Source organism: Microbacterium sp. CH-015 (assembly GCF_049707015.1).
Taxonomy (GTDB): domain Bacteria; phylum Actinomycetota; class Actinomycetes; order Actinomycetales; family Microbacteriaceae; genus Microbacterium; species Microbacterium aurum.
The window spans coordinates 672,015-687,229 of the sequence record NZ_JBNAFJ010000001.1; the positions used below are offsets into that span (position 1 = coordinate 672,015).

Annotated in this window: 15 protein-coding genes; 13 read left to right on the forward strand and 2 right to left on the reverse strand. The window is 71.6% G+C overall.

Translation table 11 applies throughout. The features are described from left to right. Nucleotide 1: 1 nt before the first annotated feature. The 5 genes from ACPYN4_RS03140 to ACPYN4_RS03160 all read left to right on the forward strand — a co-directional run bounded on the left by ACPYN4_RS03140 (nt 2) and on the right by ACPYN4_RS03160 (nt 6,611). Complete coding sequence (locus ACPYN4_RS03140) at nt 2-1,414, forward strand: UDP-N-acetylmuramoyl-tripeptide--D-alanyl-D-alanine ligase (RefSeq protein ID WP_287270211.1); 1,413 nt, start codon at nt 2-4, stop codon at nt 1,412-1,414. Then, entirely contained in the window at nt 1,411-2,520 is a 1,110-nt protein-coding gene (gene mraY, locus ACPYN4_RS03145) for a phospho-N-acetylmuramoyl-pentapeptide-transferase (RefSeq protein WP_281652368.1), read from the forward strand. Before ACPYN4_RS03140 ends, mraY begins: the two co-directional genes overlap by 4 nt. Further along, entirely contained in the window at nt 2,502-4,097 is a 1,596-nt protein-coding gene (gene murD, locus ACPYN4_RS03150; RefSeq protein WP_424445593.1) for a UDP-N-acetylmuramoyl-L-alanine--D-glutamate ligase, read from the forward strand. The genes mraY and murD overlap by 19 nt, the downstream gene beginning before the upstream one ends. Then, nucleotides 4,048-5,337, forward strand: coding sequence for a putative lipid II flippase FtsW (gene ftsW, locus ACPYN4_RS03155; protein ID WP_424445594.1), 1,290 nt, complete (start codon nt 4,048-4,050; stop codon nt 5,335-5,337). Before murD ends, ftsW begins: the two co-directional genes overlap by 50 nt. A 182-nt stretch (nt 5,338-5,519) precedes the next feature. After that, the gene (locus tag ACPYN4_RS03160; protein ID WP_239280994.1) at nt 5,520-6,611 is read left to right on the forward strand and encodes a UDP-N-acetylglucosamine--N-acetylmuramyl-(pentapeptide) pyrophosphoryl-undecaprenol N-acetylglucosamine transferase; all 1,092 of its coding nucleotides are present in this window, start codon (nt 5,520-5,522) and stop codon (nt 6,609-6,611) included. A 38-nt stretch (nt 6,612-6,649) separates the two neighbouring features. Here ACPYN4_RS03160 and ACPYN4_RS03165 read toward each other — a convergent pair whose 3' ends face one another. Both ACPYN4_RS03165 and ACPYN4_RS03170 read right to left on the reverse strand, forming a co-directional pair. Continuing rightward, nucleotides 6,650-8,041 carry a hypothetical protein gene (locus ACPYN4_RS03165; RefSeq protein WP_424445595.1) on the reverse strand — a complete coding sequence of 464 codons (1,392 nt, stop codon included), beginning with the start codon at nt 8,039-8,041 and terminating at the stop codon, nt 6,650-6,652. After that, nucleotides 8,038-8,415 (reverse strand): PadR family transcriptional regulator, encoded by a 378-nt coding sequence (locus ACPYN4_RS03170; RefSeq protein ID WP_424445596.1) that lies wholly within the window; start codon nt 8,413-8,415, stop codon nt 8,038-8,040. Before ACPYN4_RS03170 ends, ACPYN4_RS03165 begins: the two co-directional genes overlap by 4 nt. 107 nt (nt 8,416-8,522) lie before the next feature. On the opposite strand from ACPYN4_RS03170, the gene murC reads away from it, so the two are divergent. From murC to ACPYN4_RS03210, 8 genes are all read left to right on the forward strand, one after another. Further along, a complete protein-coding gene (gene murC, locus ACPYN4_RS03175; RefSeq protein WP_424445597.1) occupies nt 8,523-9,926 on the forward strand; it encodes a UDP-N-acetylmuramate--L-alanine ligase in 1,404 nt (467 codons plus the stop codon). A gap of 3 nt (nt 9,927-9,929) precedes the next feature. Beyond that, nucleotides 9,930-10,994: an FtsQ-type POTRA domain-containing protein gene (locus ACPYN4_RS03180; RefSeq protein ID WP_424445598.1), complete on the forward strand. Its 1,065-nt coding sequence runs from the start codon at nt 9,930-9,932 to the stop codon at nt 10,992-10,994. A 188-nt stretch (nt 10,995-11,182) separates the two neighbouring features. After that, on the forward strand, nt 11,183-12,337 hold the full coding sequence (gene ftsZ / locus ACPYN4_RS03185) for a cell division protein FtsZ (RefSeq protein ID WP_424445599.1): 1,155 nt from the start codon (nt 11,183-11,185) through the stop codon (nt 12,335-12,337). After that, on the forward strand, nt 12,334-13,041 hold the full coding sequence (locus tag ACPYN4_RS03190; RefSeq protein ID WP_424445600.1) for a YggS family pyridoxal phosphate-dependent enzyme: 708 nt from the start codon (nt 12,334-12,336) through the stop codon (nt 13,039-13,041). Before ftsZ ends, ACPYN4_RS03190 begins: the two co-directional genes overlap by 4 nt. 33 nt (nt 13,042-13,074) lie before the next feature. Further along, nucleotides 13,075-13,554 carry a cell division protein SepF gene (locus tag ACPYN4_RS03195; protein WP_076691026.1) on the forward strand — a complete coding sequence of 160 codons (480 nt, stop codon included), beginning with the start codon at nt 13,075-13,077 and terminating at the stop codon, nt 13,552-13,554. Between the two features lie 2 nt (nt 13,555-13,556). Continuing rightward, entirely contained in the window at nt 13,557-13,859 is a 303-nt protein-coding gene (locus ACPYN4_RS03200; RefSeq protein WP_424445601.1) for a YggT family protein, read from the forward strand. A 109-nt stretch (nt 13,860-13,968) separates the two neighbouring features. Then, nucleotides 13,969-14,595, forward strand: a complete 627-nt coding sequence (locus ACPYN4_RS03205; RefSeq protein WP_424445602.1) for a DivIVA domain-containing protein — start codon at nt 13,969-13,971, stop codon at nt 14,593-14,595. Nucleotides 14,596-14,600: 5 nt separating this feature from the next. After that, entirely contained in the window at nt 14,601-15,215 is a 615-nt protein-coding gene (locus ACPYN4_RS03210; RefSeq protein ID WP_424445603.1) for a signal peptidase II, read from the forward strand.

A 15,215-nucleotide genomic window follows, 5' to 3' on the forward strand; every position in this document is an offset into this window, starting at 1 on the left:
TATGATCCGCATGACACTCGCCGAGGTCGCCGCCGCCGTCGCGGGGCGCCTCCAGACGACGGATGCCGATACCCCCGACACCACGGTCGACGGCACCGTCGACACCGACTCGCGCCTCATCGGGCCCGGTGACATCTTCGTCGCCAAGCCCGGCGAGGCCACCGACGGCCACCGCTTCGTCGCGGCCGCAGCCCAGGCCGGCGCGGCGCTCGCGATCGTCGAGCACCCCGTCGACGCCCCGATCAGCCAGATCGTCGTGGCCGACGCGGTGCAGGCCCTCGCCGATCTCGCCCGCACGGTCGTCGCGCAGGTCCGCGCCGGCGGCGACCTGCGCGTGGTCGGCATTACCGGATCCAACGGCAAGACGACCACCAAGAACCTCCTCGCCCGCATCCTGCAGGACGAGGGGGAGACGGTCGCACCGCGCGCCTCGTTCAACAACGAGGTCGGAGCGCCGCTGACGATGCTGCGCGTCACCGCCGACACCCGGTTCCTGGTGAGTGAGTTCGGCGCCGCGGCCGGCGGCCAGATCGCCCGCCTCGCCGGGCTCGTGACCCCCGACATCGGCGTGGTCCTCATGGTGGGACTCGCCCACGCCGGAGGCTTCGGCGGCGTGGAGGAGACCCTGAAGGCCAAGACCGAGCTGGTCGAGGCGGTCCGCCCGGGCGGTGTGGCCGTGCTCAACGCCGACGATCCGCGCGTCGTGACGATGGCCGCCGTCGCGGCGGCCCGGGGCGTCGCGGTGCGCTGGTTCGGGCGCAGCACCGCGGCCGAGCTGCGTGCCGAGGACGTCGAGGTCACGGCATCCGGCACCACCTGCGTCGTCGTCGCGGGCGACGAGCGCCTGCCGCTGCGGCTGCGGGTGCTCGGCGAGCACCACGTCATGAACGCCCTCGCCGCGCTCACCGCCGCCCGGGAACTGGGCGTCTCCCTCCGCGACGGCATCGCGCGGCTGGAGACCGTCGAGATTGCCGAGCGCTGGCGCATGCAGCCGCTCGGGTCCGACCGGGTGCGCATCATCAACGACGCCTACAACGCCAGCCCCGACTCCATGGCGGCGGCGCTGCGCACCCTCGCGCAGATCGCCGAGCCCGGACAGCGCAAGGTCGCCGTCCTCGGGGCGATGAGCGAACTGGGCGAGTATGCCGGGGAGGAGCACGACCGGGTCGGGCTCCTCGCGGTGCGGCTGCGGATCGAGCGCATCGTCGTCGTCGGCCGCGACGCGCGCCGACTGTACCTCGCCGCCGTCGGCGAGGGCTCGTGGGACGGCGAGGCGGTCTTCTTCGAGACCGCCGACGAGGCGTTCGACTACCTGTCGGGCGAGCTCCGCGACGGTGATCGCGTGCTCGTGAAGTCCTCCAATTCGGCGGGCCTGCGGCATCTGGGCGATCGTCTGGGAGAATCGTTCTCGTGAGATCCCTGCTGACGGCCGCGACGATCTCCCTCGCCTTCACCCTCTTCCTCACGCCGCTGTTCATCCGGCTGTTCGAGAAGCTCGGCTGGGGACAGGTCATCCGCACGCCGGAGGACGCCCACAACCCCAGCCACCACGCCAAGCGCGGCACGCCCACGATGGGCGGGGTGGTCTTCATCGTCGGCTCGATCGTCGGCTACGTCGTCGGCACCCTGACCGGCGGCGCGCCGCCCACGATCTCGGGACTGCTCGTCATCTGGATGATGGTCGGCTTCGGCGTCGTCGGCTTCATCGACGACTTCATGAAGGTCCGTCAGCAGCGCAGCCTCGGCCTCTCCGGCTGGCGCAAGATCGTCGGCCAGGTGCTGGTGGCGGTGCCCTTCGGCATCCTGGCACTGAACTTCCCGAACACCTACGGTCAGACGCCCGCCTCGCCGTACGTGTCGTTCTTCCGCGACATTCCGGTGCTGTCGTTCATGGCCCTCGGGGTGATCGTCGGCTGGATCATCTACCTGGTGTGGGTGTCGTTCATCTCCGTCGCCTGGTCCAACGCGACCAACCTCACCGACGGGCTGGACGGACTGGCCACCGGCGCGGGCATCTTCACCATCTCGGCGCTCAGCCTGGTGACCTTCTGGCAATTCCAGCAGCGCTGCATGAGCAACGCGCTCGTGGACAGCTACGTCAACGCCTGCTACCCCACGCGCGACCCCATGGACCTCACGATCGTGGCGGCCTCCTTCGTCGGCGCCCTCGTCGGGTTCCTGTGGTGGAACGCGCCGAAGGCGAAGATCTTCATGGGCGATGTCGGGTCGATGGCGATCGGCGGTGTCATCGCCGCGATGGGCATCCTGTCGCGCACCGAGCTCCTGACCGTCATCATCGCGGGCGTCTTCATCATCGGCCCCGGTTCGGTGATCCTGCAGCGCTACTACTTCAAGGCCACGGGCGGGAAACGCCTGTTCCTCATGAGCCCCTTCCATCACCATCTCGAGATGCGCGGATGGCCGGAGATCACGATCGTCGTGCGGATGTGGATCATCGCCGGCATGCTCGCCGTCACCGGCGTGGGCCTGTTCTACGTCGCGTGGCTGGCGGCGCTGTGACGGGGCGCCTCGACGAGCTGACGAGCTGGCACGCCGACTGGAAGGGCCTGCGCGTCGCGGTGCTCGGCCTGTCGATGACGGGCTTCTCCGTCGCCGACACGCTCGCCGAGCTCGGCGCCGAGGTGCTCGTCGTGACGCAGGATGCCGACGCGGAATACGCGCGGCTGCTGCCGGTGATCGGCGCGACCCTGTGGACGGGGGCGCTCGACACCGTGCCCGCCGAGCTCGAGGCGTTCGCGCCCGAGGTCGTCGTCGCTTCGCCCGGCTTCGCCCCGCACCATCCCGTCATCGCGTGGGTGCGCGCCTCGGGCATCGCGCTGTGGGGCGACATCGAGCTGGCGTGGCGCGTCCGCGACAAGGTCGTGCGCGCCGACGGCACGCCCGCGGACTGGGTGCTCATCACGGGGACGAACGGCAAGACCACGACCACGCAGCTGACGGCCGCGATGCTCGTCGCCGGGGGACTGCGGGCGGCGCCCGTGGGCAACATCGGCGTACCGGTCCTCGACGCTGTGCGCGACCCCGCCGGCTTCGACGTGCTCGTCGTGGAGCTGTCCAGCCACCAGCTCTGGTACCTGTCGCTGCAGGACGGTCCGGATCCGCTCTCGCCGCACGCGAGCGTGTGCCTGAACCTCGCCGACGACCACCTGCAGTGGCACGGCTCGTTCGCCGCCTATCGCGACGCCAAGGCGGTCGTGTACGAGAACACGCGTGTCGCGTGCGTCTACAACAAGGCGGATGCCGCGACCCGCGTCATGGTGGAAGAAGCCGACGTCGTGGACGGATGCCGCGCCATCGGCTTCGACCTCGGGGTGCCGGGGCCGAGCGACCTGGGCGTCGTCGACGGCATCCTCGTCGACCGCGCCTTCCTCGACGATCGCCGCACCAGCGCGCTGGAGCTGACGACCGTCGCCGACCTCGCGGCGCGCGGCCTCGCCGCCCCGCACGTCGTGGCGAACATCCTCGCCGCCGCGGCCCTCGCCCGCTCGCTCGAGGTCGCCCCGGCGGCGATCGCCGCGGCGCTGGACACCTTCCGCCTGGACGCGCACCGTATCGAGGTCGTCGCGGTGACGGCGGGCATCACGTGGGTGGACGACTCCAAGGCCACCAACCCGCACGCCGCGGCGTCGTCCCTGGCCGCGTTCCCCGGAGCGGTCTGGGTCGTCGGCGGTCAGCTGAAGGGCGTCGACATCGCCGAGCTCGTCGCCGCGCGCGGCGGGGGAGTGAAAGCCGCGATCGTCATCGGCGTGGACCGCGACCCGATCACGGAGGCGTTCGCACGACACGCCCCCGGCATCCCGCTGTTCGAGGTCGACCACGCTCAGACTGAAGACGTCATGGCGCAGGTCGTCGAACTGGCGGCGGAGATCGCCCGTGACGGAGACGTGGTCCTCCTCGCTCCGGCCGCGGCATCCTTCGATCAATTCGATTCCTACGCCGACCGCGGTCATCGTTTCGCCAGGGCCGTGAAGGACCGGGCCAACCGGGACGAGAACCAGCAGGACCGAAGCCACGGAGGGGGAGCCGGTGACGACGACGATCCCGCCGCGGACCCGCCGCGCGGCGCCGCCGGCTGAGCCGACCGCATCCGCCTCGGACGCCGCCTCGCGGCGTGGTTTCGCCGCGCGAGTATCGCTCGGGCGTGTGTTCGCGCCGGTGCCGAGCGAGTTCCTGCTGATCGCCTCCACCGCGCTGCTGCTCACCGGGTTCGGTCTCACGATGGTGCTGTCGGCGACGATGGCGACCGCGCTGGCCGACGGGCAGAGCCCGTTCGAAGTCGTGCTCAAGCAGGCCGTGTTCGCGGTCATCGGCATCCCGCTGATGTTCGTGGCGAGTCGGCTGCCGGTGTCGTTCTGGAAGAAGATCGCCTGGCCGGCGCTCATCCTCACGACCGTGTTCCAGCTGCTCGTCTTCGTCCCGGGTATCGGCATCGAGAACGACGGCAACCGCAACTGGGTGCGCATCGCCGGCCTCCAGATGCAGCCCTCGGAGTTCCTCAAGGTCACGCTCGCGCTGTGGCTCGGCTACGTCCTGTACCGCAAGCAGACGCTGCTCGGCCTGTGGCGGCACGTGTTCATCCCGGTGGTGCCGGTCGGCGCGCTCGTCATCGGGACGGTCATGGCCGGTCACGACCTCGGCACCGCGATGATCCTCATGGCGATCCTGCTCGGCTGCCTGTTCTTCTCCGGCGTGCGCCTGCGGCTGTTCCTCATCCCGCTCATCCTCGTCGTCGGCGCCGCCGCGGTGTTCGCGGTGACGAGCCCCAACCGCATGGGGCGCATCATGAGCTTCTTGAACGTCGACTCCACCGCCTGTTACTTCGACGACTGCTACCAGTCGCTGCACGGGGTGTGGGGGCTCGCCAACGGCGGCATCTTCGGGCTGGGGCTCGGCAATTCGCGGGAGAAGTACGGGTGGCTGCCGGCGCAGTCGAACGACTACATCTTCGCGATCCTGGGGGAAGAGCTCGGCCTCATCGGCTGCCTGGTGGTGCTCGCGCTGTTCACGCTGTTCGCGGTGGGCGCCTTCCACATCGTCCGCAAGACGCACGACCCGTTCATCCGCATCGTCGCGGGCGGCATCACGGTCTGGATCGTCGGCCAGGCGCTGCTGAACATCGCCGTCGTCCTGCGGCTGGCCCCCGTGCTGGGCGTGCCGCTGCCGTTCATGTCGCAGGGCGGGACGTCCCTTCTGTCGGTGCTGATCGCGTGCGGTGTGCTGCTGTCCTTCGCGCGGACGCTGCCGCAGCCGGCCCTCGCGCCGCCGCCCGCGTCCGGGCGTCTCGCGTCCGGGCGGCCTGGCCGCGCGAGCCGCTGACGGAACAGATCCACTGTGCCCAGCGGGCCCGGCTGAACTCACTGCAAGGGATGCCGGGCGACACGCCGCACGATCGGCGCGCCGCCCCGGCGTGTCTCCCGCACGGCCTTGCAGTTACCTCGCCTCGGGCCGCCGAGGCCGAGGCGGAGGCCGCGGCGTCGCGCGACGGTAGGCTCGATCCGGTGACGAGCGCCTCAGCATCCCCGACGTATCTGCTCGCCGGCGGTGGGACCGCCGGCCACGTCAACCCGCTGCTCGCCGTCGCCGACGGACTGCGGGCGCGGGATGCCGCGGCATCCGTTCTCGTGCTCGGCACCCGCGAGGGGCTCGAGTCTCGCCTCGTGCCCGAGCGCGGGTACGAGCTGCTGGTGGTGGACAAGGTCCCGTTCCCGCGCCGACCGAACGCCGCGGCCCTGCGGTTTCCGTTCGCGTGGCGCCGCGCCGTCCGGCAGGTGCGCGCCCACATCCGCGCGCACGGCGTCGACGTGGTGGTCGGCTTCGGCGGCTACGCCTCGGCTCCCGCGTATGTCGCGGCGCGCCGGGAAGGGGTGCCGTACGTCGTGCACGAAGCCAACGCACGCCCGGGACTGGCGAACCGGCTCGGCGCCCGCGGGGCGGCGGGCATCGGCGTCGCGTTCGAGGGGACGCCGCTGCCCGGCTCCCGTGTCGTCGGCATGCCGCTGCGGCGCGAGCTGGTCGAGCTCGACCGCGCCGAGCTGCGCGCCGAGGCGGCGGCATCGTTCGGTCTCGACCCCGCGCGGCCGGTGCTACTGGTCTTCGGCGGATCCCTCGGGGCGCGCCGGCTGAACGAGGCGTTCGCTGAGGCGTGGTCGTCGGTGACGGCGGCCGGGTGGCAGCTGCTGCACGCCGCGGGGGAGCGCGATGAGCTCGTCGACCCGGGCGCGCCGGACTACCGTGTCGTGCCGTACCTGGACCGGATGGACCTGGCGCTCGCGCTGGCCGACCTCGTGGTCTCGCGCGCCGGGGCCGCGACCGTGAGCGAGCTGTCGGCGCTCGGCATCCCCGCCGTCTACGTCCCTTACGCCGTCGGCAACGGCGAGCAGGCGCTGAACGCGGCATCCGCCGTCGCCTCCGGTGCCGCGCTGATGATCCCCGACGCCGAGTTCACGGCCGCCCGGGTCCGCGACCAGATCGTGCCGCTGCTGACCGACGCCGACGCCCTCGCGGCGATGCGGGAGGCCGCCGCCGGATCGGGCTCGCGCGCCGGCACGGCGAACGTCATCGCGATGATCGACGAGGCCCTCGGGCGCTGACCGCGTGTCCCGGCCGCGCCGACGGGTGGCGTCGAGTGTCAGCCGACCGCGACGGCGCGGCGGCGTCGGCGCACCGACGCTGAGACGGCGACGACGAGCGCGGCGACCGGGGTGAGGAAGGGGAGCAGCTGCAGTCCCAGGGCGAGCACGAGGACGGGCAGGGCGGCGCCGATCGCCAGGATCCCGCCCGAGTCCCCCGCTCCCCAGGACGTGAGGAGCAGCCACGCGACGGCTCCGGCGATCGGCAGCGCGCACAGCAGCAGCTGCCACACGATCGCATTGCCATCGCCGTCGGAGGCCGCGTTCACGATCGCCAGAGCGGCCGCCGCGGCGGCGAGGAGCGCGGCGGGGCCCCAGCGGTCTCGCGTGCGGTGGCCCGTCCGCGCCACGCCCACGCACAGCGCGAACGGAATCGCCGCGAGCGCTCCGGATGCGATGCCCGCTCGCATCGCCTCGGTTGCGTCCAGCGCCGACCACTGCGACCCGGCGAACGCGAAGGCGACGGCCGGGATCCCGAGCACGAACGACGTCGTCGCCAGGCCCGCGATCCATCGCGAGCGGGCCTCGGCGGCCCGGCCGTGCGGCCCGGGCGAATCGGCGGCTGCGGCTGAGGCCGGCGCCCATCCGGGCGCGGAGGGCACGGATCCTGCGGGGGACCGGGTGTCTCTGCGCGGCGGGCGCGTCCCGAGATCAGCGAGCACGAGCGCGCCGATCGCCGCCAGCCCGGCCGTCGCCGGGCTCGGCAACGTGATCATCAGCGTCGGTGCCAGCACGAGCCCCGCCGCCCCGCCGATCACGTACGCCCAGCCGCGCAGGCGTCCCGCGAGCATCGTCCCGATGAGGATCGCGGTCGCCGTCGCGCCCAGCAGCGCGGCCCCCGCGGCCAGAAACAGCCACGCGGCCGCGAACGGCGATCGAGCGACGCCGGCATCCGCCTCGTCGAACCCGATGCTCCACGATGCTCCGGCGCCCGCGAGCAGCACCGTCGCGAGTGTAGCGATCACCAGTGAGGCCAGCGCGGGGCCCGCGCGCAGCCCACGCACGCGCAGCGTCGCGATGAGCGACATGGCGACGAACAACGGCACGCTGAAGATCGTGACAGCGGCGACGACGCTCATCGCCGTCGGCCCGCCCTCCCACGGCAGCACTCCCGCGGTACTCTGCAGGATCGCCGGGACCACGAGGTAGAGGATGAACCCGGCGGCGGCGAGGACGACCGCCGCGACGGCGGCGACGAGCGCGAGCCGACGGTCCAGGTGGTGCGCGAGGCCCTCGATGCGGGCCGATCGCCGCTCGGCCGGGGACGGTGCTGCTCCTCCCGTCGCCTCGGCGACGTCGCGCAGCATTCCGGCGACGATGTCGCCGTGCGCCCGGCGCCAGGATGCCGGGTACCACCGCAGCAGGCGGCGGAACGGGTCGTCGTCCGTCATGCCCACACCCGGGCCGTGCGGATGGGACGCGCCGGGGCGCCGCGGGGCGGGACCGCGCGGGTCCGAGCACCGCGCATCAGTGCGGCGCGTGCGGCCCGGGCGCGTTCCTCGAACTCCGCGGCCCGTGCGTCGAGGCCGTCGCGGCCGGTATCCGTCACGACGAAGTAGCGGCGCGCCCGCCCGTCGACGATCTCGTCGCCGTCGGCGCGGATGAGCCCCTGCTGCTCCAGCCGCTCCAGGCTGGCGTACAGCGTCGTCGCTTTGGGGGCGACGCCCGCCGCCTGCGCGACGTCTCGCAGGATCGCGTACCCGTGCTTTCGCCCGCCCGCGAGCGAAGTGAGGATCCAGAACGAGGTGTCGCCGAGAGTGCTCATACGGCACATCATATACCCGCGGTGGGAATATAGCCACGATCTGCCCCCCGCCGGCCCAGCGCGCCGCAGCGTCCCCTCAGCGGGCGCCGACCTAGACTTGACGGGCCATGATTCGACCCGACCTGAGCCTCCCCATCCCCGCCGAGATCACCGCCGCCCACTTCATCGGGATCGGCGGATCCGGGATGTCGGGGCTCGCGGGCATGTTCCTCGACCGCGGCATCCGCGTGTCGGGATCGGACCGCGCCGACAGCGCGGCGCTGCGGGCGCTCGCCGAGCGCGGCGCCGACGTGCACGTCGGTCACGACGCGGCGAATCTGCCCGATGACGTCGACACCGTCATCCACACGGGCGCGATCTGGCCGGAGAACCCGGAGTTCCTCCTCGCGAAAGAGCGAGGGTTGCACGTCATCCACCGCTCCCAGGCGCTGCACTGGCTGATCGGGAGCCGTCGCCTCGTGAGCGTCGCCGGTGCCCACGGCAAGACGACCTCGACCGGCATGATCGTCACGGCGCTGCGCGGTCTCGGTGAAGCGCCGACCTTCGTCAGCGGGGGAGTGATCGCCGATCTCGGCGTCTCCAGCGGCACCGGCTCGGACGAGCTCTTCGTCATCGAGGCCGACGAGTCCGACGGCACCTTCCTCCTCTACGACACCTCGGTCGCCCTCATCACCAACGTCGACCCCGATCACCTCGACCATTGGGAGTCGCGCGACGCGTTCTACGACGGGTTCGTCCGCTTCGCGAACGGTGCGCGCGAGGCGGTCGTGATCTCCGCCGACGATGCGGGTGCCCGCCGCGTCGCCGCCGCGATCACCCACCCGCGCGTGATCACCTTCGGTGAGGATGCCGACGCCGACGTCCGCGTCACCGACATCGTCACCGCCGGTCCCGTGGCCTTCGCCCTGACCCACAACGGCGAGACCGTGCCGGGGCGCCTGTCGGTGCCCGGTGCGCACAACGCCATCAACGCCGCCGGCGCGGTGGCGGTGCTCCTCACGCTCGGCTACGCGCTCGAGCCGGCCCTCCGCGCCGTCGAGCGCTTCGCGGGCACCGTCCGCCGCTTCGAGCTGCACGGCGTCGAGCGCGGCGTCAGCGTCTACGACGACTACGCGCACCACCCGACCGAGGTGGCGGCGGCGCTGTCGGCCGCGCGCAGCGTCGTCGGCGACGGCCGCATCATCGCCCTGCACCAGCCGCACACCTACTCGCGGACGCAGGAGATGTACCGCGAGTTCGCCGATGTGCTCGAGACCCTCGCCGACCACACCGTCGTCCTGGATGTCTACGGCGCGCGCGAAGACCCCGTGCCGGGCGTCACGGGCGAGCTCGTCAGCGGCGCCTTCCGCGACGCCGACCGCGTGCACTTCGTCGCCGACTGGCAGCAGGCGGCCGACTACACGGCATCCGTCGCCCGCTCCGGCGATTACGTCATCACGCTCGGCTGCGGCAACGTCCACCTCATCATCCCGCAGGTGCTCGAGGCCCTGGCGGCGAAGGCACAGGACTAGCCGATGCGCCGGCCGACTCCGCTTCCGGCGCCGACGACGACCGGTGCCGCCGGCGATGCGGAGGCGCCGGTCGAGGTGTCGATCCCGCTCGCGCCGCGCCGCACCGAGACCGCCCCCGAGACGCCGTCCGAGCCGACCGACGCCGTGCCCGGTGGGGCGGGGGCGGACGCGGGGGACGACGACCTCACTGCCCCGGCGTGGGCCATCACCTCGCCCCTCGCGCCGATCGTCCCGATCGACGACCGCGATCCCTCCGAGGCGGATCGGGTCGAGCCGGACGAGGGGCAGGCTCCGGATGCCGCGCCCATCGGCGTCCGCGATGTGTGGGCCGCCGCCCGCGCCCGGCGCCGGGCGCTGCGCGCCGAGGTGCGCCGCTTCACCGTGCGCCAGCGGCGGCGTCGGATGCTGTGGATCGGCGTGCTGGGCGCGCTCGCGCTGCTCGTGCTCGGCACCCTCGGCGCCGCATACAGTCCGCTGTTCGCCGTCGAGCGGATCCGCGTGGTGGGCGCCGAGACGCTCAATCCCGGCGACGTCGAGGCCGCGCTCGACGGCCAGCTGGGCACGCCCCTGCCGCTCATCGACTCGTCCGAGATCAAGGCGGCGCTCGTGCAGTTCCCGCTCGTGCAGAGCTACACCCTCGAGGCGCGGCCGCCGCACGAACTCGTCGTGCGCATCGTGGAGCGCACGCCCATCGGAGCGGTCCAGTCCGCGGCCGGCTACACGCTGGTGGATGCCGCCGGCGTCGCGCTCGCGACGACACCGGATGCCCCCGCGGGTCACCCCGTGATCGAGGCCACCGGCGGCATCGGATCGCCCGCGTTCACGGCGATCGGAACGGTGTACCGCTCCCTTCCCGACGACATCCGCGCGCAGGTGACGACCATGCGCGCGACGACCGCGAACGATGTGACCCTCACGCTCGGCGGCACGAACACCGATGTCGTCTGGGGCAACGCCGACGACTCCGCCGAGAAGGCGGTGCGCCTGGCCGCGGCGATGGCGGTCCGCCCGCCGGCGGACGTCTACAGCTATGACGTCTCGTCGGTGGACGCCGTCGTCGTCCGCTGACGAGCCGCGCCCGAACGCCGATCCCGCCGCGCGCGAACTCCGATCGCGCGACACGCCCAGCGCCTGAACCGGCCACAGGTTTCTCCCGCTTACCTTCAATCAAGGAATTGCATACTCGGCAATTCTTTAAACCTCAACTTGAGGTTCAAGGTTTAGCAGTCAGGGTTCGGGACACAATGGAGGCCGGCATGAGCCAGAACCAGAACTACCTCGCGGTGATCAAGGTCGTGGGTGTGGGCGGCGGTGGCGTGAACGCCGTCAATCGGATGATCGAGCTCGGGCTGCGAGGTGTCGAGTTCATCGCGGTGAACACCGACGCGCAGGCGCTGCTCATGAGCGACGCCGACGTCAAGCTCGACGTGGGCCGCGAGCTCACTCGCGGGCTCGGTGCGGGCGCCGACCCCGAGGTCGGCCGTCGCGCCGCCGAGGACCACGCCGAAGAGATCGAGGAGGCGCTCGCGGGTGCCGACATGGTCTTCGTCACCGCCGGCGAGGGCGGCGGCACCGGCACCGGCGGCGCTCCCGTCGTCGCGCGCATCGCGAAGTCGATCGGCGCGCTGACGATCGGTGTCGTCACCAAGCCCTTCTCCTTCGAAGGGCGCCGCCGCCAGCAGCAGGCCGAGCAGGGTGTCTCCAAGCTCAAGGAAGAGGTCGACACCCTCATCGTCGTCCCCAACGACCGTCTGCTCGAGATCAGCGACCGCGGCATCTCGATGATCGAGGCGTTCGCCACGGCCGACCAGGTGCTCCTGGCCGGTGTGCAGGGCATCACCGACCTCATCACGACGCCCGGTCTCATCAACCTCGACTTCGCCGACGTCAAGTCGGTCATGCAGGGGGCGGGTTCGGCGCTCATGGGCATCGGCTCGGCGCGCGGTGCCGACCGGGCGATCAAGGCGGCCGAGCTGGCCGTCGAGTCGCCGCTGCTCGAAGCCTCGATCGAGGGCGCCCACGGTGTGCTGCTGTCGATCCAGGGCGGGTCGAACCTCGGCATCTTCGAGATCAACGACGCCGCGCAGCTGGTGAAGGAGGCCGCGCACCCCGAGGCCAACATCATCTTCGGCACGGTCATCGACGACACCCTCGGCGACGAGGTGCGCGTGACGGTCATCGCCGCCGGCTTCGACGGCGGTGAGCCGCAGGCGCGCATCGAGCCGATTACGGCGCAGCGCCCGGTGTCCGCTCCGCTGGTCCCCGCGGTGTCGGCCGACGAGGCTGCTCGCGAGATCGCCGAGGCCGACCACAGCGCCCCCAAGGAGACGGTCTCGGTCACGGCATCCAGTGACTCGTATGACTCGGTGTTCGGCGATGACGACCTGGACATCCCCGACTTCCTGAAGTGACCGATCTGGCCGAACGACTGACCGCCCTGGACGCCCGCATCGCGGATGCGGCCAGGGCGGTCGGTCGCGACCCCGGCGCCCTGACGCGCATCGTCGTCACGAAGTTCCACCCCGCGCAGCTCGTCGCCGACCTCGCCGCCCTGGGCGTGCGCGACGTGGGGGAGAACCGCCAGCAGGAGCTGACCGCCAAGCGCGCCGCCCTTCAACAAGCTCAGGGACCGGAGACCGTGGTCGACGACGTGCGTTGGCACTTCATCGGGCAGCTGCAGAGCAAGAAGGCCCGGGCGGTGCGCGCGGCATCCGACTGCGTGCACTCCGTCGACCGCGATCGCGTGGCCGATGCACTGCACGCCGCCGACCCCGACGGCAGCGCGCTGGACGTCTTCCTGCAGGTGAACCTCACCGACGACCCGGGTCGTGGCGGCATCGCCCCCGGCGACGTCGAAGCCCTCGCGGAGCACGTCGCCGCGCGGTGCCCGTCGCTGCGCGTCCGCGGCGTCATGGCGGTCGCGCCGCTCACCCAGGCGCCCGCCGCGGCGTTCGAACGCCTGGCGGCCGCCGCCGACGCGCTGCGACGCGTCGTTCCGGATGCCGTGTGGATGTCGGCCGGAATGTCCGGCGACTTCGCCGAAGCGATCGCCGCCGGCGCGACACACCTGCGGATCGGCACGGCAATCACGGGTCCGCGGCCCGGTGGCGGCTAGCCTCAAACACAGACGAGCAAACGGAGGAATGCGATGTCGAACCCGCTCAAGAAGACCATGGTGTACCTGGGCCTCGCCGATGAGGAAGAGGTCTACGACGAGCCGGTCGCCGAGACCCCGGCCCGCCGCGAGCGCACGAGCGAGCGGGGCGCCGAGCGCACCGTCGAGAAGGCCGCGCCCGTGGTCCCGCTGCACCGTCCCGCCGTGGTCCGCCAGCCCACCGCCGGCACCGTCAGCGAGATCCTCACGGTGCACCCCAAGCAGTACCGCGACGCGCAGCTGATCGCCGAGAACTTCCGTGACGGCATCCCCGTCATCATCAACCTCTCGCAGATGAGCGATGCCGACGCGCGTCGCCTCATCGACTTCGCCAGCGGCCTCTCGCTCGGTCTGTACGGACGCATCGAGCGCGTGACCAGCAAGGTCTTCCTGCTCTCGCCCGAGAACGTGGCGATCTCCGGTGACGGCTCGGTCGCGCAGGCCGACCCCGAGGCCGCGCCCTTCTCGCAGTAGTCGTGGAGTTCGTGCGCCTGGCGGCATCCGTCGTCGACGTCCTCCTTCTCGTCTACATCCTGCTGCTGCTCGCGAGGCTCATCCTCGAGTACATCCCGATGTTCAACCGCGAGTGGCGGCCCCGCGGATTCGGGCTCGTGCTCGCCGAGATCGTCTTCACCGTTACCGATCCTCCGCTGCGGTTCTTCCGCCGGCTGCTGCCTCCGCTGCGGCTCGGCCCCGTCGCGCTGGACCTCGGATTTCCCGTCACGATGATCGCCTGCTTCGTGCTGCTGTCGGTCGTCCGCATCTTCGAGCGCCTGTGACGGGCTCCTCGCACCGCCCCGGTGTGCGGACTATGCTGTGTCAGTACGACTCGCCCAGGCGGGTCACCGCCAATCGGCCCGCGTCGTGAGCCCCGAAAGAGGAAACACCATGGCTTTGACCCCCGAAGACGTCGTCACCAAGCAGTTCCAGCACGTCCGCTTCAAGGAGGGTTTCGACCCGGACGAGGTCGATGACTTCCTGGACGAGATCGTCGTCGAGTGGCGCAAGACGATCGCCGAGAACGAAGAGCTGAAGGCCAAGCTCGCCGCGTACGAGTCGGGCGAGGCGCCCGCGCAGGCGGCTGCCCCGGCAGAGGAGCCGGTGGCCGAGCAGTCCGCTCCCGAGCCCGAGGTCGTCGAAGAGGTGCCCGCGCCCGTCGCCGCCGCCCCGGCCGCTCCCGTCGCCACCGGTGGCGCCGCCGCCTCCGCCGGCATCATCGAGCTGGCGCAGCGCCTGCACGACGAGCACGTCGCCGAGGGTGTCGCGCAGCGCGACAAGCTCATCTCCGAGGCCCAGGCCAAGGCCGCCGCGATCCTCGCCGACGCTGAGGCGAAGGGCCGCGACGAGATCGCGCGCCTGGAGAGCGAGCGCGTGACGCTCGAGGGCCGCATCAGCGAGCTGCGTCAGTTCGAGCGTGACTACCGCTCGCAGCTGCGCGGCTTCATCGAGGAGAAGCTCCGCGACCTCGACGTCGCCGGCTCGACCTCGGGTGCGACGCCCGTCTCGGCATCCTGAACCCGGTGGAGCCCCGCACCAATCGGCGCACCACCCTGCTGTCCCGGCCGGCGGCCGGCATCATCGTCGTGATTCTCGCGGCGCTGGTGCTGGCCGCCGACCAGTTCTCCAAGCACCTCGCGCTGACGAACCTGCCCTACCAGGAGCCCGTGGAGGTCTGGGGCCAATTCCTGCAGTTCTATCTGACCCGCAACCCCGGCGCCGCGTTCTCGTTCGGCGAGGAGGTCACCTGGGTCTTCACCCTCGTGCTCGCCGCGGCTGCGGTGACGATCATCGTGCTGGCGGTGACCCGCATCCGATCCCGGGCGTGGGCGATCGTGCTGGGGCTGCTCCTCGGCGGCATCCTGGGCAACCTCACCGACCGGCTGCTGCGTGATCCCGGATTCCTCGTCGGGCACGTCGTCGACTTCATCAACACGCCGTGGATGTGGCTGGGTATGAACCCGGCGATCTACAACGTCGCCGACATGTTCATCGTGACCATGATGATCGGCGTGGCGCTGCTGGTGCTGCGCGGCCGTCGCCTGGACGGCAGCCGTGAGGGAGACGACGCGCCGGCAGAGGATGCCGACGTGAGCGCGTCTGCCGAGCCCGCGCGCGAGTCCCGCGACGACGACTGA